Below are 25,521 nucleotides of genomic sequence, written 5' to 3'. Positions count from 1 at the left end.
GCCGAATGACGGCTTTCCGGAGCTGCGGGCGGACTATAGGTATAGGCGGCGTGCTTCCCTTGCGAGGATTACCGCCATGACCATTCCGACTGAAATGACCTATGTCGACCTGCCGAGCCCGGGTGGCGCGGAAAACATGGTTTTGGCGCGGGGGCCGCTGCCGCAACTCGGGCCCGGCGAGATTTTGATCCGCGTCGAGGCGTTCGGCGTCAACCGGCCGGACGTCCTGCAGCGCAAGGGAGACTATCCGCCGCCGCCAGGCGCGAGCCCCGTTCTCGGCCTTGAAGTCGCCGGCGAGGTGGCCGACCTCGGCGAGGGGGCGACGGGTTTCGCGGTCGGCGACAAGGTCTGCGCGCTTGCCAATGGCGGCGGCTATGCCGAATTCTGTGCGGTCCCCGCGACGCAGGCGCTTGCCTGGCCGAAGGGCTATGACGCGGTCAGGGCCGCGGCGCTGCCGGAAACCTTCTTCACCGTGTGGGCCAATGTCTTCGACATGGCCGGCCTGAAGGCCGGCGAGACCATCCTCGTTCACGGCGGCTCGAGCGGCATCGGCACGACTGCGATCCAGCTTGCCAAAGCCTTGGGTGCCGAGGTCTTCGCGACGGCCGGCAGTGCCGCCAAGTGTACCGCCTGCGAGACGCTCGGAGCGAAGCGGGCGATCAATTACCGCGAAGAGGACTTCAAGGCCGCCGTCCTCGAAGCGACCGGCGGCCGCGGCGTCGATGTCATCCTCGATATGGTCGGTGGCCGCTATTTTGGCCGCAACCTCGCTTCGCTTGCCAAGGACGGGCGCCTGTCGATCATCGGTTTTCTCGGCGGCGCGCGTGTCGAGGACGCCAGCATCGCAGCGATCCTGACGAAGCGGCTGCATGTCATGGGATCCGCCTTGCGACCGCGGACGGCGGGGGAGAAGCAGGCGATCCGCGACGGACTCGCCGCACGCGTCTGGCCGCTTCTGGAGGCGGGCGACGTGGCACCGGTCATTCATGCCGTCTTGCCCCTTGAAGAGATTGCGGATGCCCACCGCCTGATGGAAGAGGGCGACCACATCGGCAAAATCGTGATCACGATCGCCAGGGATTAGACGATGGTCGCCCTTGTATTGCCGCGGACATGAACTAACTTGGCAGTATCGGCAACAACAGAAAGGAAGGTGATCCAATGTCTAATGAGATTTCGGACCTCGTGACAGGCATCGGAGAGGTGAAGGAGTCGAGGCAGCCCTCGGCTTGATCCCCACCTTCCTAGGGCCCGCCCGGCCCAGCCATTTCACAGGCCAAAACTCATGGAAGGGTCGCTAACGCGGCCCTTTTCCTTTTCATGGCTCAAATGCCGAGACGACCGATCGCCGGTATCTTGATGCCCGGCCTGGCTATATCGAAGCCGGCCACCAGTCCCATGAAATGCAGTTCCAGGCCGCTGCGCCAGCCGGCTGAAAGCCCGGCGACTCCATAGAGCGTTGCATGCAAGTCGCGGCCGTCCACATCGATCTGGAACAGTTTGCCTTCCGGCAGATAGTCGCGCCCCACCGCATCCGGCGGCAGCACGGCGTCGAGTTCGGGCACCGAGCGCAGCACATGGGCGACGAAGGTGTTGGAGTTCGGTCCGGGCCAGAGGCGGTAGGCGCCGGGCGAGGAATAGGGATAGGCGGCAATCGCCTGTTCGACTTTGGGGATCAGCCGCTTCGCTTCCTCGCCTTTAACGGCGGTGACGATGCGTGGCGCGTTCGAGTACCAGCGTCCGTCCGCCGCGTAAGCGTTCCTGCGGATCGGCCGGCCCCAGCCGACCTTTTCATACCGGTTGTAGCCGGATGCTCTTTCCTCCTTCGTGACGATCCATGCGTGGCTCGCCACGGCACCCTTCATGCCGCCGGTCGTTGCCGAGAAGATATAGATCGCCGCCTCGGGACTGGCGGATGCCTCGGGCAGGACGCCTGCCGATGACCAGTCCGCGTCGCGCCAGCTCTGCGGCCGTTCCTTGAAGTACCAGAGCCCCGCCGAGGCAAGCGCCGGGAGCAGGTAGATAAAGGCGAAGACGAGGAACAGTCTGCGGAGGATTTTCATCGACAATGTCTTTTCTGCCGGTGGATTCCTGCTAGATGCATAGCCCAAACTTGGAAAATTGAGGGCAAGATATGTCGAATCCCGTTCTGGTCGAGGTGACGCGCGGAAATCTGGTCGAAAGCCGCCACCGCGGCACCGTCATCGCGGTCGACGGCGACGGCAAGACGCTGTTCGCGCTCGGCGACACGGACGGCGCTGTGTTCCCTCGTTCGGCCTGCAAGGCGATGCAGGCCCTGCCGCTGGTGGAAAGCGGCGCTGCGGATGCCTACGGCTTCGACGACAATGCGTTGGCACTTGCCTGTTCTTCGCATTCCGGCGAGCCGGAACACGTGGCGCTCGCCGGCAAGATGCTTTCCGCCGCCGGCCGCGACGTCGGTGCCCTTGAGTGTGGCGCCCATTGGTCCTTCTACCAGAAGAACCTCATTGCCCAGGCCCGCGCCCTGGAAAGGCCGAGCGCCTTGCACAACAATTGCTCCGGAAAACACGCCGGTTTCGTCTGCACCTGCTGCCATTCCGGCACCGAGGTCGAGGGCTATGCCGGCTACGACCACCCGATCCAGCAGGAAATCCGCGGTATCATGGAAAGCCTGACGGGCGGGCTTCTCACCCGTGACAATTGCGGCGTCGATGGCTGCTCGATCCCGACCTATGCCGTACCGATGAAGGGCCTCGCCCGTGGCTTCGCCCGCATGGCGACCGGCGTGGGTCTGGGGTCGGAGCGGGCCCGCGCCTCGAAGCGGCTGATCGAAGCCTGCATGGCAGAGCCCTTCTATGTGGCCGGCACCGATCGCACCTGCACGCGGCTGATGAAGGCGGCACCCGGTCGCATCTTCGCCAAGACCGGCGCCGAAGGGGTGTTCTGCGCAGTAATCCCGGAAAAGGGCATCGGCATTGCGGTCAAATGCGAGGACGGCACGACCCGCGCCGCCGAATCGATGGTCGCGGCCACACTGGCGCGCTTCTTCGGGGAAGACCCAGAGGTTCAGGCGGCCTTGCTGGCGCAGGCCAACCATTCGATGAGCAACTGGAACGGCATCCATGTCGGCGACGTCCGCGTCACGGAAGCCCTTGCCTCGTAGTTCCGAAACTGTCCAAGGCGTTCCCCGCTGCGCCGACATTGCGGCGTGAGGAGGGGCGCCGGCGGATATCCCGCCGGCAGGAGGCGACTATTCATCCACATGCGGTTCGGCGACGAAGGTCAGCGTCGCCGTGTAGCCGGTCTCGTCGGCGGCGCTGCTGCCCTCGAGCGGCACGTCGTGGCTGACCGCCAGGACGTTCAGGCCGGCATTGCGCAGCGTCACCTCCGCTTCGCCCTTTGCGTCGGTCTTCGCCGAGACGAGTTCCGGAAGTCCGGCATAGTCGAGCATGATTTCCTTGCCCTCGAGCGGCTTGCCTTCGAAGAGCACCCGAATACGGTACGTCGCGCCCGGCTTCAGGCCGATCGGATTGTCGAGCGGAACGATCTGCAGCGTCTGCGGCGGGAAGGCTGGCAGCGTGTCGTGGGCTTGGATCAGGGCAATGCTGTTCTTGATCGTGCGGGTCGCCCGGCGGGCGCCGGGCACCGCGTTCTTCGGCTTGTTCAGCCATTTCCTGTCGGCCCCTTCGCTCCAATAGCCGTTGTCGAATTCCAGGGCGATCAGCGCCGGTTCGCGTTCCGGCTTGAGCAGAACGTGGTTTTCGGCGGGCTCTGTCCTCACCGCAATCTCGGTACCGTCTTCAGCCATCGCTGTCGCCTTGGTGACCTTGGCGGGATCATAGCCATCGTCTCCCGCGCCGTGACCGTAAACGACCGCAAACTCGCCCCAGCGCTCGGCGACCCAGGCGCCGTGCGAAAAGGCAGGACTTGCTGTCGCCAGCATGAGACCCGCTGCGGCGAACATGGACACAAGATTGTTCATCAGTAGCTCCTTATAATGTTATAACGTAACGGCACTTGATAGCGGCCAATGCCGGACCTTGTCAATCGACGCGATTTCATCTCTTCTGCCGCGTGCCTTGTGGCTCTGTGCCGTTACGCCGTTGAAGCGGCGTGAGTTGGTTTGTGGTCACGCAAGCATTCCGATGTAGGAGCATGATGATGCTAAAACTGTTTTATACGCCGGGGTCCTGTTCGCTCGCCTCGCATATCGCGCTGGAGGAGGCGGGCGCCGCCCATGAGGCGTATCGCATCGACTTCTCAAAGGCCGAGCAGACGAAGCCGGAATATCTCGCCATCAACCCGAAAGGCCGCGTTCCGGCCCTGGTGACCGACCGGGGTACGCTGACGGAAACGCCCGCTATCCTCACCTATATCGCCCAGACCTTTCCGGATGCCGGGCTCGCGCCCCTCGGCGATCCGTTCGAGTTCGCCCGGCTGCAGTCGTTCCTGAGCTATCTCTGCTCGACGGTGCACGTCGCCCACGCGCATGGCCGGCGCGGTGCGCGCTGGGCGGACGATCCGGCCGCCCATGAGGCGATGAAGGCGAAGGTAGCCAGGAACATGGCGGATTGCTTCGCCCTGATCGAGGACAGGATGTTCGCCGGTCCCTTCGTGATGGGCGAGAATTATACGATCGCCGATCCCTACCTCTTCACCATTGCAATCTGGCTCGAAGGCGACGGCGTCGATCCGGGGCAGTTCCCGAAAGTCCTCGACCACCGCAATCGCATGGCCGAACGGCCCGCCGTCGCCAAGGTGCTGGAGGTCGTGCGGGCGCGGGGCTGAATCAGCGCGAACTGGCGGCGTCGAACTGCGCCGCCAGCCGCTTCGGCGCCTTTTCCCGCCAGGCGGCAATCAGTCTCTGCGTCAGCGCCGCATCGTCGATGATGGCGAGTCGCACGAGCATCGCCGGCCAGCCCTTGTAGTGGTCGGTCTCGAAAAAGAGCGACGGATCGAGTTCCATCAGCATCTCCTTCTCCTCGAGCGCGCACATCACGACGAGCGTTTCGGCGTCCTTCGTGCGCACGAAGCTCTTGCCTTTGACGAGCAGTGCCGGCGTGCCGTAGGACGTGCCGACGGTCGTTTCCGGCAGCCCTGCCGCTTCGGCGAGGCGCCGGACGCGTTCGAAGCCTGTTTCGATCTCCTGCACCATCGGTAAGCCGTCATTCGCCAAGAACGGATTGCATCCAAGTGTGACGACGATCAGGCGCAGTCGCAAGCTTTGCTTGAGATGGCGCGAGGCCATGGCCAGCCCGGGAAGGGAAGATCCGCAAGCTCGCGCTCCCCCATACGGGCAAGATCTGGATGCTGAAGCGGATCACGCGACCAAGCTACCGACGCTTCGGCTTGATCACCGTGCTGAGTTGCGGCCCGTTTCAGAATAGAGAAAAGCTTCAACATGGCGGGACCTCCATTCGGCATCGCCGCTCCGCCGCGAATGCATCGAGACACGACGGTTCGCGACAATGCATTGAAATCAAGGATAAATTCCTCCGTTGACCAGAGGAGCTATTGGTAGAGTCCTCCTATTCGGGGGCATTTGCAATTGAGATTGCCGCGTGCTTCGTTTAGAAAAGCTATATGAAAGACCTCAACGCGATCCATCTGAACGGGTTGCGCGCCGTCGAGGCGGCCGGGCGCCTCGGCTCGCTCGCGGCCGCGGCGGAAGAGCTCGGCGTGACGCCCGGTGCCGTCAGTCAGCAGATTGCCAAGACCGAGGCGCAGCTGGGGCGGGCGCTTTTCGAGCGTTTGCCACGGGGTTTGGTGCCGACGGATGCGGGCCGATTGCTTCTGGTGCGGCTCTTAAGCGCCTTTGCGGAGCTTGCCGAAGCGGTCGCCGAGGCCCGACGCCGCGACGAATCGGTGCTGACGGTTTCGGTGGCGCCGGTCTTTGCGGCGCGCTGGCTGGTCTATCGGCTCAATCGTTTTGCCGACCGCCATCCGGAAGTCCGGCTGAGAATCGATGCGACCACGAAGCTCGTCAACCTCGACACCTCCGATGTCGATCTCGCCATACGCGTCGGCGCGGGGCATTGGCCGGGCGTGCGCGCCGAGTTGCTGTTGGAGCAGGAGGTCTTTCCCGTCTGCTCGCCGGCCCTGGCCGCGGGACTGCGCGAGCCGGCGGACATCTTGACGCTGCCGGCCGTCATCGACGAGCACGCGATGTTTTCCTGGGAGGTGTGGCTGAAGGCGGTCGGCCTTTCCGGCGCCGAGATGACCGTGCGCCACACCTTCAACGAAGCGTCGCTGGCGCTCGATGCGGCCATTGCCGGGCAGGGGGTGATGCTCGCCTGGCAGACGCTCGCCGGCTATGCCGTGGTGAAGGGCAGCCTCGTGGCCCCTTTCGGCGTCCGCGCGAAAACCGGCTTCGGGCACTATTTCGTCACCTCCGCCTCCAGGCGCGAGGGCAAGGCGGCGCTCGCCTTCAAGCGATGGGTGCGCGAGGAGGTCGAGGAGGGGATGCGGCAGCTCTTTGCTATTCCGGTTCCTTCAGCCGCTCTTCCATCATCGCCTTGAAGGCCGGACGCGACTGGCAGCGCGCCAGCCATGCCTTGACGCGCGGGTGTCTTTCGAAGAGCGCAGTCTGGCTCATCGCATAGCGGAACACCTCGGCGAGGTTCAGGTCGGCAACGGTGAAGCGGCCGCCGACGAGGTAATCGCGGCCGTCGAGATGCCTCTCGAGCCGGCCAAAGGCTTTTTCGAGCGACCGCACACAGGCGGCGATCAAGTCCCGGCCGCCAGGCGTATTCTCGATACCGTCGTCATGGGCGAGGATGATCTTGACCGCATGCGGCTCGACTTCGGTTGCCGCCCACATGGTCCAGTTGCCGATCTGCCCTTCCTCGGCAATGTCGGCCGGTGCCAGCGGTCCGCCATGCTTGCGGGCGAGATAGAGATTGTTGGCAAGCGACTCGGTCAAGACGAGCCCGTCGTCCTCGATCGCCGGAATGAGGCCCATCGGGTTGACGGCAAGGAAACCCGGCGAGCGGGTGTTGATCGGCGCATCCGCGGAAAGCGGATCGGCGAGGCGCCGCGCCTGGATGACCGGGATCGATCTGAAGGGAATGTCGAGTTCGCGCGCCAGCCAGTAGTTGCGCGATGCGCGCGAGCGATACACACCATAAATCGTCAGCATCTCCGGCCTCCTACTGCATGATTCCTTAAATCGGAATCGATTTAAGGACAAAATCATGCAGAATTTCAAAGTGCTACAGCGACCTTAGCGCGTCCGATCGGACGCGCGGCGCTGTAGTTTGACGAGGCCTTTACATACGCAATGGTCGACGCCTGCTGAAGCCGTCCGCCTTGATGCGTCGCATGAAATCTTTTGATGGGGTTGGTCGCGAGACAAGCTCGGTTGCAAAACGCGATACCACAATCGTGATTGCGTATTTACTGGCGCAAGTCCGGCTCCAGCCGTAAATGCAAGCTTGGAGGGAGATCGCAAGAGCGGTTTTAGCTTGCGTCCCGCTCCGACTTGTCGATATCGATCACGGAGATGGCTTTTGCTTCGCCGCAACATCATCGTGATCTCGTTGCAAGGAGCGGGACGATGCAAATCGCGCGTCGCGCCGTTCTCCTTCCTCGCTGCACTCAAACCCAGTAGAGTTCGATGTCATCGCTGCCTGTCTTTTCCCGCCGCCAGTTTCTCTGCGCATCCGGACTCGCGGTCGCTTCCGCCGGCCTTGCGGGCTGTACGTCGTCGATGAACACCGACCGGTTTCGCCAGCAAACGATGCCGGTCTACCGCGATCCGGCCCTCGAGAGCCGCTGGGTCGATCCGGGTATGCTCGAAGAGCCGCTGACCGGCCTGCCGCCGCAGGACGCCTATTACGCCGATGTCTACGCGCAGCGGGAGGATGGCGGGTTTCTCATTCCGGCGGTGCCCTACCAGCAGATAGACCCGCGCTTCTACCGTCAGGAGGTCCGTGATCCGTTCGGCGAGGCGCCTGGCACGATCGTCGTCGATACCGCCGATCGCTATCTCTATCTGATCGGATCCGGCGGCTCTGCCACGCGCTATGGCGTTGGCCTCGGGCGCGAAGGTTTCGCCTGGTCCGGGCGCGGCGTCATCCAGTGGAAACAGAAGTGGCCGAAATGGACGCCGCCGGATTCGATGATCGCCCGCCAGCCGGTGCTCGCCAAATATTCGGCCGACAACGGTGGCATGCCGCCGGGCCTCGACAATCCGCTTGGCTCGCGGGCGCTCTACATCTTTCAGAACGGCCAGGACACGCTCTATCGCGTCCACGGTACGCCGGAATGGCAGTCGATCGGCAAGGCCGTCTCGTCCGGGTGCGTCCGCATGATCAACCAGGACGTCATCGATCTCTATGCCCGCGTGCGCGGCAAGGCGCCGATACTCGTCATCTGAAGACGGCGAGCCGGGCGTTTGCGCGGATCAATCGGTTTGCGTTCCCTCGGCCTGACTGTCGGCGAGGCGCTCAGTCAGCCGATGCAGCGCGTCGCGCAACTCGCCGACTTCTGCGAGACTGCAGCCCGTTGCGCGGCCGATCTCCGCAAGGATCTTGAAAGCCTCGATCTTCAGGCGCCGGCCGTTCTCCGTGAGGCTGACGATGACCTGCCTTTCATCGGCCGGGTCGCGCATGCGCCCGACATAGCCTGCCGCCTCCAGCCGCTTGAGCAGGGGCGAGAGAGTGCCCGAATCGAGACCCAGTTCCTCACCGATCCGCTTCACCGTCATGCCGTCCTGTTGCCAGAGCGCAAGCAGCACGAGATACTGCGGATAGGTGAGCCCGAAGCGGTCGAGGAGCGGCTTGTAAGCTCGGTTGAAGGCGTGCGTGGCGGAATAGACGGCAAAGCAAAGTTGCTGGCCGAGGGCTAGCGCCTCGTCGGGAAGTGCGTCTTCAGATTTCGCCGCTTTGGTTGTCATGCCCGTATTGTCGCAAATTCACGCCCGGAATGCAATTTGCAAAATTAATTTGCGTACAATTTAATTTTACGCTATTAGAAAACCATCGACAACGACGAAAAGCAAGGAGAACTGCCATGCCCATTCTTTATCGTACCACCGCATCCGCCACCGGAGGCCGCGCCGGCCAGGCCAAGAGCGCCGACGGCGTTCTCGACGTGGCCCTTACCCTGCCGAAGGAACTTGGCGGCGATGGGGCACGCGGCACCAATCCGGAGCAGCTTTTTGCCGCCGGCTATTCCGCCTGCTTCCTCGGCGCGCTGAAGTTCGTCGCCGGCAAGGAGAAGGTAAAGCTTCCGGAAGACACGAAAGTGACAGGGACGGTCGGCATCGGCCCGCGTGACGATGGCACGGGTTTCTACATCGATGCGGCGCTTGAGATCACATCGCCCGGCGTCGACAAGGCCGTGCTCGAAGACCTGGTGCAGAAGGCGCATATCGTTTGCCCCTACAGCCATGCGACCCGGGGCAACGTCGACGTGAAATTGTCGGTGGCTTGATAGAATACCGGACTACCATGAAGCCCGCCGCCGCGGGCTTCAGCTACTGGATGTAGGGCGCCATCAGGCCTTCTTCAGAAATTCGGTGCGCAGCACCAGCCCCTTGACCTTCTCGACGCGGCACTCGACCTCGTCCGGATTGTCCGTCAGGCGGATGCCCTTCACCAGCGTGCCGCGCTTCAGCGTGGTCGAGGTACCCTTCACCTTCAGGTCCTTGATCAACGTGACATTGTCTCCATCCTTCAGAATGGCGCCGTTCGAATCCTTGACGTCCACTATCGGTCCTTTCCGGGGTGGCAGCATTGCCGATGACGGGTCGCTGTGCCTCCGTAAGCAGGAGAGAGGCGCGAGCGCAAGCCCATCCGCTTGCTTTGTCCAGCCTATCGCTTCAGGCTGCCGAGAATGCCCCGAACCAGCGCTCGCCCCACCTGGGTCGCGACCGTGCGGGCGACAGATTTCATCGCGGCCTCCACGATCGTTTCGCGCTGGTAGCCCGAGGAGCGCGGCCGGGCCTGCCGGCCCGGAGTTGCCTCTTCCGCTTCGTCTCCGAAGCCCGGCAGGGTCCAACGGCCGCGGCCGGGCTGTTCCTCGGTCGCCTGCGCTTCGGCCTGCTCGGCGGCTTCTGCCGCCTTTTCAGCCCGCTTGACAAGGATCTCGTAGGCCGATTCCCGGTCGAAGTCCTCGTCGTAGAGCCCACGCACCGGGCTGACAGTCATCACGTTCTGCCGCTCGGCCTCGGTCAGCGGACCGAGCCGCGAGGCCGGCGGCCGGATCAAGGTGCGCTCGACCATTGACGGCGCACCCTTGCCCTCGAGCGTCGAGACCAGCGCCTCGCCGGTACCGAGATTGGTGATCACCGCGGCGCAGTCGAAATCCGGATTGGCGCGGAACGTGTCGGCCGCCGTCTTCACCGCCTTCTGCTCGCGCGGTGAATAGGCCCGCAACGCATGCTGGACGCGGTTGCCGAGCTGGGCGAGCACGGTTTCCGGCACATCGAGCGGGTTCTGGGTGACGAAATAGACGCCGACGCCCTTGGAGCGGATGAGCCGGACCACCTGTTCGACGCGTTCGAGGAGCACCTTCGGCGCGTCGTTGAAGAGCAGATGCGCCTCGTCGAAGAAGAACACCAGTTTCGGCTTGTCCGGATCGCCGACCTCCGGCAGTTCCTCGAAAAGCTCCGACAGCAGCCAGAGCAGGAAGGTCGCATAGAGCCTCGGGTTCATCATCAGCTTGTCGGCCGCGAGCACCGAGATCGCGCCGCGCCCGTCATTCGTCGTGCGCATGATGTCGGTGATCTTCAACGCCGGCTCGCCGAAGAAGTGTTCGGCACCCTGCTGCTCGAGGATCAGGAGCTCGCGTTGGATCGAGCCGACGGACGACTTGGAGATGAAGCCGAACTGGTTGGAGAGCTCGCTGGCATTCTCGCCCATGTAGTTGAGCAGCGACTGCAGGTCCTTGAGGTCGAGAAGCGGCAGGCCGCCTTCGTCGGCGATCTTGAAGGCGATGTTCAGGACGCCCTCCTGGGCGTCGCTGGCGTTCATCAGCCGCGATAGGAGAAGCGGTCCCATCTCCGAGAGCGTCGTGCGGACCCGGTGGCCCTTTTCGCCGTAGAGATCCCAGAAGATCACCGGGAACTCCTGGAATTCATAGGGCGAGAGGCCGATCTGCTCGGCGCGCTTGACAAGGAAGTCCTTCGCCTCGCCGATCGCCCCGATGCCGGACAGATCGCCCTTCACGTCGGCGCAGAAGACCGGAACGCCGGCGTTCGAGAAGCCCTCGGCAAGGATCTGCAGCGTCACGGTCTTGCCGGTGCCGGTGGCGCCGGTGACCAGGCCATGGCGGTTGCCGAACTTCAGTTCCAGATATTCCGGCTTGTTGATCGAATCGTCCGGCTTGCGGCTGGTCCCGATATAGAGCTTGCCTTCCTGCAGCATGGCATTCCTCTCCGTCGAATCGATTTTGTCAATGGAACCGGGCATTTGCCGAATATCGTACAAAGTCCGTCATCGATATATTGCTCGGTTCTGTTATAGGCTGTGCATCTCGACCCGGCAACACGGGTCGTAGGGGAGGCGAGGCGCTCGCCAGCCATCGATTGCCGGCTATGTTGACACAGGACGGTTAGGTGTGGCGGTGCTATTGTCATTCCGGGAACGATAATTTACCTTGACGTCAACGTCAAAAACTACACGAGGAGATTTCCATGAGTGAACTGGTCACGCGGGTGGCGGAAAATGTCGGACTCGAGCCCGCGACGGCGGAGAAGGCGGTGGGCATGATCCTCGGCTTCCTGCAGCGCGAAGCGGCCGAAGGCCCGGTCGCCCGGATGATCGAGGCGATTCCCGGCGCGCCCGAGCTGGTTGCTCAGTACAACGGCGAAGGCGGCAATGGCGGCGGCCTGCTCGGCGGGCTGCTGTCGGCGATCGGCGGCGGCGGCGTCATGGCGCTCGGCCAGCAACTGATGAGCCAGGGGCTCGGCATGGGCGAGATCACGGGGCTCGCCCGGGAAACGATCGCCTATGCCAAGGAAAAGGCCGGCGAGGAGGTCGTCGACGAGGTGGTCGCCTCCGTTCCGGGTCTCAGCCAGTTCGTCTGATCGCCTGTAAGCGATACCCCCTCTGGCCGGCAGGCCAGAGGGGGTAGCAATCCCTGCTCTTACTTCAATCGTCCCACACCGGCGCAAGACCTGCCGGGTTGACGATCCGGCCGTCCGGGCGGGCAAGATCGCGGATCGCCGCCATTTCCTCCCGGGTCAGCGCGAAATCGAAAATCGCGAAATTTTCCTTGAGCCGCGCCTCGGTGGCGGTTTTCGACAGCGTGATCACATCCTGCTGCTGCACGAGCCATCTCAGCGCCACTTGCGCGGCCGTTTTGCCGTGGCGGGCGCCGATGTCGTTCAGCAGTTGCTCGGAAGGCACCTTGCCGTTTGCCATGGCATAATAGGCCGTCAGCGACATGCCGTGCCGCCGTGCCGCCTGCAGCAGCTTCGCCTGGTCGAGATAGGGGTGGTATTCGACCTGGTTGGTCGCAATTGGCACCGCGCTGAGGCCGACCGCCTCTTCCATTTGCGCCGTATTGAAGTTGCTGATGCCGATATGGCGCACCTTGCCCGCCTTCCGAACCTCGTTCAGCGTTCCGATGCGCTCGGCCATCGGCACGTCGCTGCCGCCCGGCCAGTGAAGGAGCAGCAGGTCGACGTGGTCGGTCTTGAGCTTTCTGAGGCTCTCGTCGACCGAGGCGAGGAAATGGTCATGGCGATATTTGTCGACCCAGACCTTCGTCGTCAGGAAGATGTCGGCACGCGGAATGCCCGACTTGTGAATGGCGTCTCCGACCTCGGCCTCATTGCCATAGGCCTGCGCGGTGTCGACGTGGCGGAAGCCGATCTTCAGGGCTTGCGGCAAGACCCGAAGCACCTCGGCTCCCGACATGCGGAACGTGCCGAAACCTAGGGCGGGGATATTGGCGCCGTTGGAATTGACTGCATGCATGGATGGCTCCTTGGTCGCGGCATAGGTAACAGGCGTCTTCCTATACTTGTCGCGCTCGGTCGAAGCTTCAAGCCTGACGGCCGGACCGTTCGCCGGCGGTTCAGAGCGCCTTGACGGCGACGATGAACAGGCGGGGGAAGCGCAGCAGCACCCGCCCGTCGGCCATCACCGGATAGGCTCTGCGAATCTTCTCGGCATAGGCGGCGAGGTAATCTTTGCGCCGGTTGGCGGGTAGCGCGTCGAGATAGGGACGCAACCCCGTGCCCTTCACCCATTCGACGATGGCATTCGCGCTGGCAAGCGGGTGGTAGTAGGTCGTGTGCCAGACTTCGACCCGCGCCGCCTTCGGAGCCAGCCTTTCGACATAGGTTCTCGGGGAGGGCAGGGGCACGCGCCGGATCGTACGGCCGCTGAAGGCCGCGGCAAAGGCCCGTTCCTCGGCCGTTTCCTGCATCAGGAGATGCGACGGCTCGTCGAGATTGTCGGGCATCTGCACGGCAAGCGTGCCGCCGGGCACCAGCGCTTCGACGAGCCGCTCGAGGATGTCGAGATGCTTCGGCAGCCATTGAAAGACGGCGTTGGCGAAGAAGAGTGCAGCCCCTTGCGGCGGCGTCCAACCGGCAAGGTCGGCCCTTTCGAAGCGCAGGCCGAGCAGGCGTTTGCGAGCAGCCTCCAGCATGTCCTCGTCGCCGTCGATGCCCACGAGCGGGTTGTTCGGAAAGCGTTCGAGGATGAGTTGCGTCGAATTGCCCGGCCCGCAGCCGAGGTCGAAGGCGGGACCGGCGGGGAGATTAGGGACTTGCGCAAGAAGATCGCGCGCCGGCCGCGTCCGCTCGTCCTCGAACTTCACATATTGCGCTGCCGACCAGGCCATCGGATTGCTCCTTCAAATGCCGATTTGCAGGCTTTCAAGCGAAGGCAGGATGAGCGAGGGGCCATAGTCCTTGTACTCGTCGGGCATGTCGGCGCGGTTGATCCACACCGTGCGGAAGCCGAATTTGGTAGCGCCGGCGATGTCGAAGCGATTCGACGACTGGAACGAAACCGCATGCGGATAGAGCCGATACTGCGTCGTCACCAGGTCGTAGACGGCGGGTGCCGTCTTGAAGGCCTTGACCGCATCGACCGAGAAGACGTCGTCGATAATGATGTCGAGGGCGGCATTCTTGACGGCCGATGCAAGCATGGCCGGCGAGCCGTTCGAGAGGATGGCGATGCGGGCGCCACGCTCCTTCAATCCTTTGAGCACGGCCGGGACCTCCGGATAGCAATCAAGCGCCCAGTAGGCGTCGAGCAACGGCTTCCTGAGCTTCGGGTCGGCGGACGGGAAGCGGGCGAAGGCGTAATCCAGCGATTGCTCGGTCAATTGCCAGAAATCGACATAGGCGCCCATCAGCGAGCGCACCCAGGAATATTCGAGCTGCTTGGCGCGCCAGAGTTCGGAGAAAGCCTGGCCGTCCGGGCCGATCGCCTCGGCGTGTCGGCGCACGGCCGCATGGACGTCGAAAAGCGTGCCATAGGCATCGAAGACATAGGCCGCATGGGACATCGAACTCTCCCGTCTTTATCATCGTCCTGGGCGCTTTTGGACCGGCAGCCTCAAACGATGCTCTTGCGACGAAGAACGCGCCGCTTCGCCATTTGTTTTAGGGGATCATGTCAGATTTTTGTGCGCCGCACAATGAAACGGTTGCCGTCGTGATCGCTCAGCCTTTCCAGACCTTCGTCGGAAACCGCAGCGCCTGTTTGGCGAGCTTGCCCTTGAGCCCGAGGGTTGCGTCGCAGAGGCCGACCACATGCCGGTTCGGCTTGGCCTCGGGGCGGAGCGCGTGCAGGGCTGCCGCCGCGTTCTCCGGTTCCATGTAGCGCGCCAGAATGCCGAGCGTCAGCGCCGTCGAGCGGCCGATGCCCCTCAGACAGTGGATCAGCAGGTGGGCGTCCTTCTGCAGTCCGTCGATGAAGGCGAAGGTCGACTCGATCGCCTCGGTACGCGCCGCATCCGGCGCATCCGGGTCGGTCGCGTCGCCGAAATAAAGTTCCAGATGCCGCTCCGCCGGCAGTTCGATCATCGAAAGCAGGCGGGTTGCAGGCGCCCGGATCGAGACGAGATGCGTCGGCGCCCAATCCGCCCGGTTGTGCCGGGCCTCCGTCTGCGAACTCACGATCAGCCGCACCGGCCAGCCGCTCGGATGGGCCGGATTGGCGCCGAGAACGGGCCGATAGAGTTCGCCTTCCGTGGCCTGAGCCGCAAGCGCCATGACGGGACCTCCCTGATTCGTCTTGGTCACGGTTAGGATACCAGCGCTGATGTCCAAGGGAAGGCGAATGAACTGACCCCCGAAAGTGGATGTCCAACCTTTGGGGGTCAGTTCACCTGTGTGGGGAGGGGTTGCGGAGGGGTCTTTCGAGAGCCCGGTCGTCACCTCAGAACCGCGTAATCACGCTGATCCCAAGGTCCGTTGCCTGGTCCATCGTCATGAGCGCCGGCACGGCCTCTTCCAGCGAGATCTCCCGGCCGATCAGCCGCTTCGGGTCGAGCTTGCCGGCGCTGATCATCGCCAGCATCGCGTCGTAGCGCCAGGCCTGCATGCCGTGGCTGCCGTAGATTTCGAGCTCGTGGCCGATCACCTGGGCCATCGGGATCTGAGGCGTCGCATGCTCCGCGAGCATAAGGCCGACCTGGACGTGACGGCCACGGCGACGCAGATTCTTGATCGAGTTGAAGCAGGTGACCGGCGAGCCGAGCGCGTCGATCGAGACGTGAGCGCCGCCCCGGGTGATCTCCCGAACGGCGCCGGCGACATCATCTGTCTCGCGCGCGTTGATTGCAGCGACCGCGCCGAGCGTCCGGGCAAAGGCGAGCTTATCCTCGGAAATGTCGATGGCGATCGGATTGGCGCCGAGCGCCGCGGCGATCATGATCGCCGAAAGACCCACGCCGCCGCAGCCGTGCACCGCCACCCATTCGCCGCCTTCAACGCGGGCCTGGTCGGTAATCGCCCGGAAGGAGGTGGCGAAGCGGCAACCGAGGCTGGCAGCCGTCGCAAAATCGATGCTCTCCGGCAGATGCACGAGATTCTGGTCGGCGAAATCGAGTGCCACATATTCGGCGAAGGAGCCCCAATGGGTGAAGCCCGGCTGGAACTGCGCCTCGCAGACCTGCTGGTTGCCGGAGCGGCATTCTCCGCAGCGGCCGCAGCCGGAGACGAAGGGCACCGTCACCCGGTCGCCGACCTTGTAGCGCACGACGCCGCGGCCGGCGGCGGCGATCGTTCCCGCCAGTTCGTGGCCCGGCACATGCGGCAGGCGGATGTCCGGGTCATGACCCATCCAGCCATGCCAGTCGCTGCGGCAGAGCCCGGTCGCCTCGACCTTGATGACGACGCCGTTTTCGCTTGGGCTCGGATCCGGGACCGCCCGGATTTCCGGCGTTTTCTCGAAGGCCTCGTAATACATCGCTTTCATCGGCGCTTTTCTCCATTGACCAAGCCGGATCATGCCGCATGACCGTGTTTGGCGGCCGTCGCGCTTTCTTTTGGCCATGCGGCAGTTCGGCATAATCGACCAGACTATGCAAAATGTGTGGAATTATCGAATCGCCTCGATTGGTAACATATCGCTTCGGGTCGCCACTTCCGCCAGAACGAGCGCGCTGGCGCCGGCGGCAAAGAAACCCACGGACAGGTTCACGGCCGTGCCGTCATAGAAGCTACCCATGCCGATCGCGAACAGGGTTGCGACGAGGCTCGATCCTGACGCGATCAAAGATGCGCCCAAGCCGGCCACCTGTCCGAGAGAGCGCATTGCCATGGCATTCAGGTTGCCGAAGAGCACGCCAATGGCGAAGAACGCCACGAAGACGAATATCATCAGAGCTGGAAGGGGTAGGCGACCGCCCCACAGCATGGATGTGACCGTCATCAGAAAACCTGTCGATGCCAATCCCATGAAGGCGGCGCGTGCCATTGTTTCCATGCCGAACCGCTGGACGAGCTTGGCATTGACGAATGAAGCAAGCCCTATCCCTGTGGCCAGTACTGCAAAGTAGAAGGGGAAGGTTTCCTTGATGTCATAGGCGTCAAAGAACAGATCGGCAGCGGTGCTGAGATAGAGGAGCTGCGCCCCGAACACGATCCCTGTCGCAACGATCAGCAAAGCCACACGGCGGTTTGACAGGATGCGCCGGCCGTTGAGGAACAGCAGGCTTGGCCGAAATGGGATGCGCCTGGTTGCAGGTAAGGTTTCCGGTTGCCGAACCACCAGCCACAGGCCGAGAATGCCCGCAATTGCCAGATAGGCCCCAAAAACGCTGCGCCAGCCGCCGATGCCGATCAGGCCCTGTGCCAGGGCCGGAGCCAGCATTGGCACGAGAATGAAGAGGGTGAACATGAAGGACATGACGCGGGCCATCGCATCCCCCTCGAACTGGTCGCGGATCATCGCTCGCGTTGCGATTTTCGGGCCGGACACGCCCACGCCCTGAAGGAACCGACCGAGGGTCACCATTTCCAGCGACCCCGCCAGCATGGCGATGAAGGTCCCGGCCACATAGACACAGAGGCCCAGGAGAAGCGCCTTCTTCCGCCCGATCGCGTCGGACAGTGGGCCCAGCAGTAGTTCACCGAATGCCATGCCGAAGATGAAGAGGGATATGACGTGCTGGGTGGAAAGCGGTGGCGCAACCCCGACGTCCGCACCGATCTCCCGCAACCCCGGTAACAGCGCATCGATACTGAGGGAGGTCAGCGAGGTTAGAAGAGCGTAGAGGGAAATGCGTTCGCGAAAACTGATCAAGGATGTGATGGGCCGGGTGAGAAACGAGAAGGATAGCTCAATCTATATCGTATCCCCTTAACGGCGTCGTGAAGCGAATTAGTGCCGCAAGAATCCATTGCAAAGGCGGAGATTTGCGACCATGCGGCAAAATCCAGCTTACGACATGGTGGCCGGTATGCCGATATCGGCAAAAGTCGCATTCCTTTCCGCCCTCATTCTGTCACGGCGCTCAAGGCCGCTCCAGAATGGACGGCATGACATTTTTTGATGTACCCATTCACCCCAATGCTGCTTTTTCCGGCTAGATCGGAAGGGAACGCAGCGCGACGAGAGGAGGCACCGATGGCTGTCGATACATCCCCCCGATCCACCACCTGGACCTATGTCGACGGTGAATGGCTTTCCGGCAACCCGCCGCTGATCGGGCCGACCTCCCATGCGATGTGGCTCGGCTCGACGGTGTTCGATGGCGCCCGCTGGTTCGACGGCATCGCCCCGGATCTCGACCTCCATTGCCAGCGCGTCAATCGCTCGGCGCAAGCGCTTGGCCTGAAGCCCACCATGGCCGCCGAGGAAATCGAGGCGCTGACCTTCGAGGGCGTCAAGAAATTCGACGGCAAGACGGCGCTCTATGTGAAGCCGATGTATTGGGGCGAGCACGGCTCCTGGAGCGTCGTAGCGGTCGACCCGGATTCGACTCGCTTCGCCCTCTGCCTGTTCGAGGCGCCGATGGGCAACGCCCACGCCGGCTCGGCGCTGACGCTGTCGCCCTTCCGCCGCCCGACGCTCGAATGCATGCCGACGGATGCCAAGGCCGGCTGCCTCTATCCCAACAATGCCCGCATCCTCCAGGAAGCGCGCTCGCGCGGCTTCGACAACGCGCTGGTGCGCGACATGCTCGGCAACATCGCCGAGACCGGCTCCTCCAATATCTTCATGGTCAAGGACGGCGTGGTTTTCACCCCGGCCGCCAACCGCACCTTCCTCGCCGGCATCACCCGCTCGCGCGTCATGGGCCTGCTGCGCGAGGCGGGTTTCGAGGTGATTGAAACGACCCTGACGATGGCCGATTTCGAAATCGCCGACGAGATGTTCACCACCGGCAACTATTCGAAGGTCGTGCCGGTGACCCGCCTCGACGACCGCGACCTGCAAGCGGGCCCGATCACGACCAAGGCGCGCGACCTCTACATGGACTGGGCGCATTCGAGCGGTGACGTTTAGGGCCGCAATTCAAGCGCGATATTCCGGCTGACAAAGGCTGTTCGACTGGCTAGGTTGCATCCTGGCCGGAGGCGGCCGGCAGCTCGCGCCCGATAAGGGCATGGCGAACGCCTCCACTGATCCTTGCTCACCGTTTCAACAGTCGGGCGAAGGCGTTGGTAATGCGGGCGCTGACGAAGTTCGCCGTGACGAGGAACGGACATGCGCGACCATCGCGATGCGAAGGCCATGGCGAAAGCCCTGCGGGAGGCTTTCGCCGAAAATCAAGTGACAATCACCCACAGCGAGGCGCTTGAGATCGTCGCCCGCCAGTTCGGGCTCGGCACCTGGAACATCCTGTCAGCGAAGATTGATGCCGCGGGTGCCGCTGAAGACGGTGCGGGGATCGCGTTCGAGCAGGCAGTGCCGATCGTTCGTATCTTCGACGTGGCAAAGGCACAGGAATTCTATCTCGGTTTCCTCGGCTTCACCGTCGACTGGGAGCACCGCTATGGCGACGATTTTCCGCTTTATACGCAGGTCTCGCGAAGCGGACTGAAGCTGCACCTTTCCGAGCATGCGGGAGATGCGACGCCCGGCGGCAACATGTGCGTCTACATGAGGGGCATCCGTGCCTTCCACAAGGAGCTCCTCGCCAAGAACTACCGCTACATGCGGCCAGGTCTCGAGGACGAGGGAACGCGGCTCGAGCTGACGGTGATTGACCCGTTCAACAATCGCATCCGGTTCATGGAACTGAAGGAACGATAGGCAGCGGTAAGCCTCATCGGGCGGCGGGCGCCTTCGCTTCAGCACCCGCCCTCGACACTTCAAGGCTCGACCGGACGCACGACGACATCGGCGGAAGAGCGCATCGTCGGCCCATGATGGACCGCCTCGACATTGTTGCCGTCGGGATCGAGGAGAAAGGCGGCGAAGTAGCCCGGATGATAGGGGCGCTCGCCGGGTGCACCGTTGTCTGTGCCGCCATTGGCCAGGCCCGCGTCGTAGAAGCGCTGGACCGTATCCCGGTCGGCGGCCTGGAAGGCGAGATGGACGCGGGTGCGATAGTCATCCGCCTTGTCGACGAAAAACTCGTCGAACGCGAAAAATTGGTCGGTCTCGTAGGTCGGCCGATGGCCGAGCGCGCCAAGCACCGCTTGATAGAAGCGCTTGCTGACACCGAGATCCTGGACGCGCAGATGCACGTGGTCGATGAGACGTCCTTGGTGGAATTCCATTGCTTTTCTCCACAGCAGCCGGCGCCGGCAAATGCAACTTGCGCCAAATCCTAAACGAAGAGGCGGCAAGAAAGTTGCGCTCGCAGATCGGGGCAGGCGTGATGATCGCCACGGGCGCAATGAAAGTATTTTGCGTGGCTTAGGGAAATTTTGGCACCGCATCGGTTGCCTCCCGCCAAGGCGGTGCCTATGTTCCCGCTCACAGATTTCCGTCACGAAATCCAATGCCAAGAGGAGATGCCACAATGGCTTTCGAATTGCCGAACCTTCCCTATGACTACGATGCGCTGGCGCCTTACATGTCGCGCGAGACGCTAGAATACCATCACGACAAGCATCACCTCGCCTATGTGACGAACGGCAACAAGCTCGCCGAGGAAGCCGGTCTTTCCAACCTGTCGGTCGAAGAAATCGTCAAGAAGTCCTACGGCACCAACCAGCCGCTATTCAACAATGCCGGCCAGCACTACAACCACATCCATTTCTGGAAGTGGATGAAAAAGGGCGGCGGCGGCACCAGCCTGCCGGGCAAGCTCGATGCGGCGATCAAGTCGGATCTCGGCGGCTACGACAAGTTCCGCACGGATTTCATCGCCGCAGGCGCCGGCCAGTTCGGCTCGGGGTGGGCCTGGCTGTCGGTCAAGAACGGCAAGCTCGAAATCTCCAAGACCCCGAACGGCGAAAACCCGCTGGTGCACGGCGCCTCGCCGATCCTCGGCGTCGACGTCTGGGAGCATTCCTACTACATCGACTACCGCAATGCTCGGCCGAAATACCTCGAAGCTTTCGTCGACAATCTCATCAACTGGGACTACGTCCTCGAAATGTATGAGGCGGCGGCGAAGTAACCGTTTGGTTGCTTGGTCACAGCGAATCCGGCCCGGCGCTTGCGCCGGGCCTTTTCGTTTCGGCCGGCACTACGCGTTCTCCGCCTCGAGCGGCCGGACGGCATTCGTTTTCCAACCGGCGATCCACAACTGCCTGAGCTTCTCGCCTTCGCCACGGAAGAAGGCTCCGGCCGGCTCGCAGTGCTCCACCCGGTCGGCGCGAAAATTGCGGATGTCCCCGCGCAACTCACACCACGCCACCATCATCGCATGCTCCGAATAGTAGATCAGCGCCAGCGGCCGCACGGTGCGTTCCGTCGCCCGGCCGAGTTCGTCGCGATAATCGAGCGCGAGCTTTTGTTCGTCGCGGATCGCCCGGCGGATCATGGCGAGGTCGACCGTGGATGGCGGGGCGGCGATCGTGCCCCAGGCGTGCAGCGCCTGCGACTGGAATGCCTGGCGCAGCGGCTCCGGGACGGCGCCGGTGATCTTCCGGTTGACCCGCTGTGCCGCGGCCTTCAACTCCTCGTCGCCGGTGCGCGCGAGCAGCGCCAGCGCCAACACGATCGCTTCCGTCTCTTCGATCGAAAACATTAGCGGAGGCAGGTCGAAGCCGGGCCTCAAAATATAGCCAAGGCCGCGCTCGCCCTCGATCGGCACGCGCATCGCCTGGAGGGCGACGATGTCGCGATAGATCGAGCGCGGTGTCACCTCGAGCTTCTCCGCAATCTCGGCGGCGGTGATGGGCTGCCGGGCAAGCCGCAATATCTGGATGATCTCGAAAAGCCGTGCTGCCTTGCGCATCGCAAAAACCCCACCAACCCGAAAGGCTCCTGACAGAACCCTGTCAGTTGGAGAGAGCTATAGCATGTGCCAACGGATTGAAAAATCGGCGATCCGGACCTGCACTCCGTATTTAATCTCGATGAGCAACTGACATGACCTATGCAGAAAATCTCTGGCTTTTCTTCACCCTTCTCTTCGGCATCATCATCGTCCCGGGCATGGACATGGTCTTCGTGCTGGCCAATGCGATAACCGGCGGGCGCAGTTCCGGGCTCGCCGCGACGGCGGGCATCATGGCGGGCGGCGTGCTGCACACGCTCTATGCGGCGCTCGGCGTCAGCGTCGTGCTGCATCTGGTGCCGGAACTCTTCAACGTGCTCCTCCTCCTCGGCGCCGCCTACATCGCCTGGATCGGCTTCTCGCTGCTGCGCAGTTCGATCACCATCGGCGGCGTCGAGGCGGGGACGAGGCTCTCGCGCTGGGCGAGCTTTCGACAGGGGGCGCTGACGAGCCTGATGAATCCGAAGGCCTATCTCTTCATGCTCGCCGTCTATCCGCAGTTCCTGAAGCCGCAGTTCGGTCCCGTCTGGTCGCAGGCGGCGGTGATGGCACTGATGATCGCCGTGACCCAGCTTGCCGTCTATGGCGGGCTGGCGCTTGCCGCCGGCCGCGGCCGCGACGTGCTGGTCGGCAGCCCGGGCGCGACGGTTGCCATCGGCCGCGGCGCCGGCCTGCTGCTTGTCGCAATCGCCGTGCTCACGGTCTGGCAAGGTTGGAGCGGTGCCGGGTGAGTTGCCGACGATTTCAGGTAAACATGATTACTGTAATCATGTTATTGGCTCATGCAATTCCGCCGCGCCGTCAGGTATAGCGCGGCGAATTATGCTGGAATGACAAGCACATCAAAAAAATGTTACTTCCGTCGAAAAGCCAAAATGCCATCATGCCGGGCGCCTTCAACAGGAAGCCGCGGAAGCGGGTTCGAACGACCGGAGACCATGATGAAGATACGAGCATTTGCGCTTGCGGCCGCCCTTGCAGGCTTGGGCATCACCGCTGTCACCGCCGCGGATGAACCTCAGGCGGTCCGCCAGCAACTGATGAAGAAGGTGGGCCAAGCCGCGGGTGCGCTGGGCGGTATCGCCAAGGGCGAAAAGCCCTATGACGCCGAAATCGTCAAGGCATCGCTGACGACGATCCGCGAGACGGTGAAGGTCTTTCCGAGTCATTTCCCGGCCGGCTCCGAAACCGGTTCGGAGACCGAGGCGAGCCCGAAGATCTGGCAGAACATGGATGACTTCAAGGCGAAGGCTGCCAAGCTCGGCGGCGATGCCGAGAAGATTCTCGCCGAACTGCCGGCCGACCAGGCCGGCGTCGGCGCCGCGCTCGGCGTCCTCGGCAAGGATTGCGCCAGCTGTCATGAGAGCTATCGTCTGAAGAAAGAGTAGCGGAAGGCAGTTGATTCTTCCTTCAATGCGCCGGTTCGCCCGGCGCATTCTTTTCTGTGTTGGAAGTCTGAGGAGAGCTGATGGGGCGGCGCGCAACAAGGCTTTTGTCCGGCCTGGTTCTGCTGGCTGTGGCCGGCGCCGGTGCCTTTTGGTGGCTGACGAAGCCTGCCCCTTGGGATGCCGCGCATTGGGAGGGGCTGGGCGAGCCGGATATCGCCAGTGGCGAGCGTGTCTTCTGGGCTGGCGGCTGCACCAGTTGCCATGCCGCATCCGGCGCCAAGGACGACGCCCGGCTGGTGCTGGCGGGGGGCCGGCCGCTGAAGAGCCCCTTCGGGACCTTCTACCCGCCGAATATCTCGCCGGACGAGACGGCCGGTGTCGGCGGCTGGACGCTCGCCGAGTTCGGCAACGCCATGACGCGCGGCGTTGGCAAGGACGGTGAGCATCTCTACCCGTCTTTTCCCTACGGTTCCTATGCGCGGATGAGCCCCAAGGACATCACCGATCTCTGGGGCTTTATGCGAACGCTACCGAAGAGCGCCAATGTGGCGCCGCCGCATGATCTGCCGTTCCCCTTCAATATCCGCCTGGCCCTCGGCGGCTGGAAGCTCTTGTACCTCACGGATGCGCCGCGGGTTGACGTCAATGCCGCCGACGCCAAGCTCGCCCGCGGGCAGTATCTCGTCGAAGGCCCCGGCCATTGCGGCGAGTGCCACACGCCGCGCAACGCCCTCGGCGGTTTCGAAGCGGACCGGTGGCTGGCCGGCGCCCCGAACCCGGAAGGCGAGGGGCGGATTCCGGACATCACCCCCGGCTCGAAGAGCATCGGCGGCTGGAGCGCATCGGACATCGCCTCCTATCTCGAGACGGGTTTCACGCCAGAATTCGATTCGGTCGGCGGTTCGATGGTCGAGGTCCAGAAGAACATGGCAAAGCTTCCGGCCTCCGAGAGGGAGGCGATTGCCGCCTACTTGAAGGCGCTGCCTCCGTCCTGATGCATGTCGCCCAAAACTGTGTTCTGGGACAACAGCGCACGCATTCGCCGGCAAGGAGCGCGGGAGAGGCGTTGGTCCCTCCCGTTCAACCGAGCTTCTGCAGATAGCGCATGCCGGTCACCGGCCGCGGCACGAAGCGCTCCGACTCGTAGAAGCGGTGCGCCTGGAAATTGCCGGTGGCGGCGCTGACCGCCAGGTATTCGCAACCGGCCATCTTTGCCTGTTCGCGCGCCTTGGCGACGAGATGCCGGCCGATGCCGGTGCCGCGATGGGCAGGGCGTACGAAGAGGTGGTGCAATTCCATGCCGCGCACGCCTTCGGCCGCCCGGTACTGCGGCACCAGGATCGCATAGCCGATCAGCTCTCCACCGGCCTCGGCGACAAGGGCGGTGATCCACGGAGTGCGGCCGAAGAGGTCGCGTTCGAGCTGCTCCGAGGTGAGCGGAGCGGCATCGCCGTGATGGGCGGCAAGCTCGGCGATCATTTCGCGCAGTTCGGGAAGATCGCGCGGCTTGGCACAGCGGATCGTAACCATCGGTGCTCTGACCGAGGGAATATGATGAAGGGTGGGGGTGGCGGTCTGCAGCATTCTCGGCTCCTCATGGTTTTCCCGCCATCAGGTGCCGTGAAAAACAAAAGCCGCCTGATGGCGGCCTTGTTGAATATGATCAGCAGGCCGCTCCTATCGGAACAGCCAAAAATATACGCGGCAAATGGGTGCGCTCTTGATCATGCGCGTAGATTGTTCATTTCATCGAAATTGTCAACGGGGATTCCGCATCAGTGCTCGCCCTCGCAGAGGGAATGATCGGCAAGCGCCCGGATGACATAGCAGTCGCCGATCGTATGATCGCCGTGACAGGCGACAATCCGCTCCAGTTCCTGCTCGAGCTTCGTGAGGCGCGCGATCTTCTCTCGAACGGAAATGAGATGTTCGGCCGCTATGCGATCCGCCTCGCCGCAGGGTCGTTCCGGATGTTCGCTGAGTGCCAGCAGTTCACGGATCGCCTCGATCGAAAGGCCCAGGTCGCGCGCGTGACGGATGAAGGCAAGCCGCTCGAGTTGGCGTTTCTCGTAACGCCGCTGGTTGCCCTCCGAACGTTCGGGCGCGGCGATCAGTCCCATCTGCTCGTAGTAGCGGATCGTCGGAATTTTGACGCCGGTCCTCCGGGAGAGGTCGCCGATCGAATACATTGTGCGCTCCATAGCTATAGCTTCTGGAGGTATATAGGGACTGTTGCAATGGGCACAAGGTCGCCACAATCCCAGCCTAGCCAGTCGAAGCTTCGGATCGACGCAGAATAATATTCAATATCAGTAATTTATGCTCAGCGGCTGCT

At 63.0% G+C, this 25,521-nt stretch carries 30 protein-coding genes; 13 read left to right on the top strand and 17 right to left on the bottom strand.

Annotated features, from left to right (window positions below; all coding sequences use genetic code 11):
- Nucleotides 1-76 precede the first annotated feature (76 nt).
- The gene (locus N181_RS27665; RefSeq protein WP_037391329.1) at nucleotides 77-1,084 is read left to right on the top strand and encodes an NAD(P)H-quinone oxidoreductase; all 1,008 of its coding nucleotides are present in this window, start codon (nucleotides 77-79) and stop codon (nucleotides 1,082-1,084) included.
- A gap of 241 nt (nucleotides 1,085-1,325) precedes the next feature.
- Here the strand turns inward: N181_RS27665 and N181_RS27660 are convergent, their stop codons facing one another.
- Nucleotides 1,326-2,063 carry a DUF3750 domain-containing protein gene (locus N181_RS27660; protein ID WP_037391328.1) on the bottom strand — a complete coding sequence of 246 codons (738 nt, stop codon included), beginning with the start codon at nucleotides 2,061-2,063 and terminating at the stop codon, nucleotides 1,326-1,328.
- A gap of 71 nt (nucleotides 2,064-2,134) precedes the next feature.
- On the opposite strand from N181_RS27660, the gene N181_RS27655 reads away from it, so the two are divergent.
- Entirely contained in the window at nucleotides 2,135-3,142 is a 1,008-nt protein-coding gene (locus N181_RS27655) for an asparaginase (protein ID WP_037391327.1), read from the top strand.
- Between the two features lie 87 nt (nucleotides 3,143-3,229).
- On the opposite strand, the gene N181_RS27650 is transcribed toward N181_RS27655, so the two are convergent.
- Entirely contained in the window at nucleotides 3,230-3,961 is a 732-nt protein-coding gene (locus N181_RS27650; protein ID WP_037391325.1) for a DUF4198 domain-containing protein, read from the bottom strand.
- Between the two features lie 179 nt (nucleotides 3,962-4,140).
- Between N181_RS27650 and N181_RS27645 the strand changes: the two genes are divergently transcribed.
- On the top strand, nucleotides 4,141-4,767 hold the full coding sequence (locus tag N181_RS27645) for a glutathione S-transferase family protein (RefSeq protein WP_037391323.1): 627 nt from the start codon (nucleotides 4,141-4,143) through the stop codon (nucleotides 4,765-4,767).
- A gap of 1 nt (nucleotide 4,768) precedes the next feature.
- Here N181_RS27645 and N181_RS27640 read toward each other — a convergent pair whose 3' ends face one another.
- Nucleotides 4,769-5,134 carry an MmcQ/YjbR family DNA-binding protein gene (locus N181_RS27640; protein ID WP_037391352.1) on the bottom strand — a complete coding sequence of 122 codons (366 nt, stop codon included), beginning with the start codon at nucleotides 5,132-5,134 and terminating at the stop codon, nucleotides 4,769-4,771.
- 428 nt (nucleotides 5,135-5,562) lie between these two features.
- Between N181_RS27640 and N181_RS27635 the strand changes: the two genes are divergently transcribed.
- Nucleotides 5,563-6,498 carry a LysR substrate-binding domain-containing protein gene (locus N181_RS27635; protein WP_037391322.1) on the top strand — a complete coding sequence of 312 codons (936 nt, stop codon included), beginning with the start codon at nucleotides 5,563-5,565 and terminating at the stop codon, nucleotides 6,496-6,498.
- Here the strand turns inward: N181_RS27635 and N181_RS27630 are convergent.
- Entirely contained in the window at nucleotides 6,458-7,117 is a 660-nt protein-coding gene (locus N181_RS27630) for a glutathione S-transferase family protein (protein WP_037391320.1), read from the bottom strand. The genes N181_RS27635 and N181_RS27630 overlap by 41 nt on opposite strands.
- Nucleotides 7,118-7,594: 477 nt before the next feature.
- Here N181_RS27630 and N181_RS27625 point away from each other — a divergent pair, with 477 nt between their 5' ends.
- Nucleotides 7,595-8,356: a L,D-transpeptidase family protein gene (locus N181_RS27625; RefSeq protein WP_014327665.1), complete on the top strand. Its 762-nt coding sequence runs from the start codon at nucleotides 7,595-7,597 to the stop codon at nucleotides 8,354-8,356.
- Between the two features lie 27 nt (nucleotides 8,357-8,383).
- Here N181_RS27625 and N181_RS27620 read toward each other — a convergent pair whose 3' ends face one another.
- The gene (locus N181_RS27620; RefSeq protein WP_014327666.1) at nucleotides 8,384-8,875 is read right to left on the bottom strand and encodes a MarR family winged helix-turn-helix transcriptional regulator; all 492 of its coding nucleotides are present in this window, start codon (nucleotides 8,873-8,875) and stop codon (nucleotides 8,384-8,386) included.
- A 116-nt stretch (nucleotides 8,876-8,991) separates the two neighbouring features.
- Between N181_RS27620 and N181_RS27615 the strand changes: the two genes are divergently transcribed.
- Nucleotides 8,992-9,414 carry an organic hydroperoxide resistance protein gene (locus N181_RS27615; RefSeq protein ID WP_014327667.1) on the top strand — a complete coding sequence of 141 codons (423 nt, stop codon included), beginning with the start codon at nucleotides 8,992-8,994 and terminating at the stop codon, nucleotides 9,412-9,414.
- Nucleotides 9,415-9,477: 63 nt separating this feature from the next.
- Here the strand turns inward: N181_RS27615 and N181_RS27610 are convergent, their stop codons facing one another.
- Both N181_RS27610 and N181_RS27605 read right to left on the bottom strand, forming a co-directional pair.
- Entirely contained in the window at nucleotides 9,478-9,690 is a 213-nt protein-coding gene (locus N181_RS27610; RefSeq protein ID WP_014327668.1) for an alkylphosphonate utilization protein, read from the bottom strand.
- Between the two features lie 104 nt (nucleotides 9,691-9,794).
- The gene (locus tag N181_RS27605) at nucleotides 9,795-11,348 is read right to left on the bottom strand and encodes a helicase HerA-like C-terminal domain-containing protein (protein WP_037391350.1); all 1,554 of its coding nucleotides are present in this window, start codon (nucleotides 11,346-11,348) and stop codon (nucleotides 9,795-9,797) included.
- 269 nt (nucleotides 11,349-11,617) lie between these two features.
- On the opposite strand from N181_RS27605, the gene N181_RS27600 reads away from it, so the two are divergent.
- Nucleotides 11,618-12,010, top strand: a complete 393-nt coding sequence (locus tag N181_RS27600) for a DUF2780 domain-containing protein (protein WP_014327670.1) — start codon at nucleotides 11,618-11,620, stop codon at nucleotides 12,008-12,010.
- A 64-nt stretch (nucleotides 12,011-12,074) separates the two neighbouring features.
- Here N181_RS27600 and N181_RS27595 read toward each other — a convergent pair whose 3' ends face one another.
- The 6 genes from N181_RS27595 to N181_RS27570 form a co-directional block, all read right to left on the bottom strand.
- The gene (locus N181_RS27595) at nucleotides 12,075-12,905 is read right to left on the bottom strand and encodes an aldo/keto reductase (RefSeq protein ID WP_014327671.1); all 831 of its coding nucleotides are present in this window, start codon (nucleotides 12,903-12,905) and stop codon (nucleotides 12,075-12,077) included.
- A 100-nt stretch (nucleotides 12,906-13,005) separates the two neighbouring features.
- A complete protein-coding gene (tam, locus tag N181_RS27590; RefSeq protein WP_014327672.1) occupies nucleotides 13,006-13,779 on the bottom strand; it encodes a trans-aconitate 2-methyltransferase in 774 nt (257 codons plus the stop codon).
- 12 nt (nucleotides 13,780-13,791) lie between these two features.
- Nucleotides 13,792-14,454, bottom strand: a complete 663-nt coding sequence (locus N181_RS27585; protein WP_014327673.1) for a haloacid dehalogenase type II — start codon at nucleotides 14,452-14,454, stop codon at nucleotides 13,792-13,794.
- Nucleotides 14,455-14,611: 157 nt separating this feature from the next.
- Nucleotides 14,612-15,163, bottom strand: coding sequence for a phosphatase (locus tag N181_RS27580; protein ID WP_014327674.1), 552 nt, complete (start codon nucleotides 15,161-15,163; stop codon nucleotides 14,612-14,614).
- A 166-nt stretch (nucleotides 15,164-15,329) separates the two neighbouring features.
- A complete protein-coding gene (locus N181_RS27575) occupies nucleotides 15,330-16,370 on the bottom strand; it encodes a zinc-dependent alcohol dehydrogenase family protein (RefSeq protein WP_014327675.1) in 1,041 nt (346 codons plus the stop codon).
- A gap of 123 nt (nucleotides 16,371-16,493) precedes the next feature.
- The gene (locus tag N181_RS27570; protein WP_050983962.1) at nucleotides 16,494-17,699 is read right to left on the bottom strand and encodes a multidrug effflux MFS transporter; all 1,206 of its coding nucleotides are present in this window, start codon (nucleotides 17,697-17,699) and stop codon (nucleotides 16,494-16,496) included.
- Between the two features lie 324 nt (nucleotides 17,700-18,023).
- Here N181_RS27570 and N181_RS27565 point away from each other — a divergent pair, with 324 nt between their 5' ends.
- Both N181_RS27565 and N181_RS27560 read left to right on the top strand, forming a co-directional pair.
- Nucleotides 18,024-18,905: a branched-chain amino acid aminotransferase gene (locus tag N181_RS27565; RefSeq protein WP_037391317.1), complete on the top strand. Its 882-nt coding sequence runs from the start codon at nucleotides 18,024-18,026 to the stop codon at nucleotides 18,903-18,905.
- A 201-nt stretch (nucleotides 18,906-19,106) separates the two neighbouring features.
- Nucleotides 19,107-19,655: a glyoxalase superfamily protein gene (locus tag N181_RS27560; protein ID WP_014327678.1), complete on the top strand. Its 549-nt coding sequence runs from the start codon at nucleotides 19,107-19,109 to the stop codon at nucleotides 19,653-19,655.
- Between the two features lie 59 nt (nucleotides 19,656-19,714).
- Here N181_RS27560 and N181_RS27555 read toward each other — a convergent pair whose 3' ends face one another.
- Nucleotides 19,715-20,125, bottom strand: a complete 411-nt coding sequence (locus N181_RS27555) for a VOC family protein (protein ID WP_037391315.1) — start codon at nucleotides 20,123-20,125, stop codon at nucleotides 19,715-19,717.
- A 245-nt stretch (nucleotides 20,126-20,370) separates the two neighbouring features.
- On the opposite strand from N181_RS27555, the gene N181_RS27550 reads away from it, so the two are divergent.
- Nucleotides 20,371-20,973, top strand: a complete 603-nt coding sequence (locus N181_RS27550; protein WP_014327680.1) for a superoxide dismutase — start codon at nucleotides 20,371-20,373, stop codon at nucleotides 20,971-20,973.
- Between the two features lie 69 nt (nucleotides 20,974-21,042).
- On the opposite strand, the gene N181_RS27545 is transcribed toward N181_RS27550, so the two are convergent.
- On the bottom strand, nucleotides 21,043-21,756 hold the full coding sequence (locus N181_RS27545; protein WP_014327681.1) for a helix-turn-helix transcriptional regulator: 714 nt from the start codon (nucleotides 21,754-21,756) through the stop codon (nucleotides 21,043-21,045).
- A gap of 134 nt (nucleotides 21,757-21,890) precedes the next feature.
- Here N181_RS27545 and N181_RS27540 point away from each other — a divergent pair, with 134 nt between their 5' ends.
- The 3 genes from N181_RS27540 to N181_RS27530 all read left to right on the top strand — a co-directional run bounded on the left by N181_RS27540 (nucleotide 21,891) and on the right by N181_RS27530 (nucleotide 24,181).
- On the top strand, nucleotides 21,891-22,529 hold the full coding sequence (locus tag N181_RS27540; protein WP_014327682.1) for a LysE family translocator: 639 nt from the start codon (nucleotides 21,891-21,893) through the stop codon (nucleotides 22,527-22,529).
- A gap of 210 nt (nucleotides 22,530-22,739) precedes the next feature.
- Nucleotides 22,740-23,186, top strand: coding sequence for a c-type cytochrome (locus N181_RS27535; protein WP_014327683.1), 447 nt, complete (start codon nucleotides 22,740-22,742; stop codon nucleotides 23,184-23,186).
- Nucleotides 23,187-23,266: 80 nt separating this feature from the next.
- Entirely contained in the window at nucleotides 23,267-24,181 is a 915-nt protein-coding gene (locus N181_RS27530; protein WP_014327684.1) for a c-type cytochrome, read from the top strand.
- A gap of 85 nt (nucleotides 24,182-24,266) precedes the next feature.
- On the opposite strand, the gene N181_RS27525 is transcribed toward N181_RS27530, so the two are convergent.
- Nucleotides 24,267-24,770 carry a GNAT family N-acetyltransferase gene (locus tag N181_RS27525; RefSeq protein WP_014327685.1) on the bottom strand — a complete coding sequence of 168 codons (504 nt, stop codon included), beginning with the start codon at nucleotides 24,768-24,770 and terminating at the stop codon, nucleotides 24,267-24,269.
- A 191-nt stretch (nucleotides 24,771-24,961) separates the two neighbouring features.
- Nucleotides 24,962-25,375: a MerR family transcriptional regulator gene (locus tag N181_RS27520; RefSeq protein ID WP_014327686.1), complete on the bottom strand. Its 414-nt coding sequence runs from the start codon at nucleotides 25,373-25,375 to the stop codon at nucleotides 24,962-24,964.
- Nucleotides 25,376-25,521: the final 146 nt, after the last annotated feature.

Origin of the sequence: Sinorhizobium fredii USDA 205 (assembly GCF_001461695.1) — a bacterium.
Classification (GTDB): Bacteria; Pseudomonadota; Alphaproteobacteria; order Rhizobiales; family Rhizobiaceae; genus Sinorhizobium; species Sinorhizobium fredii.
This window is presented reverse-complemented; position numbering and strand designations above follow the sequence as displayed.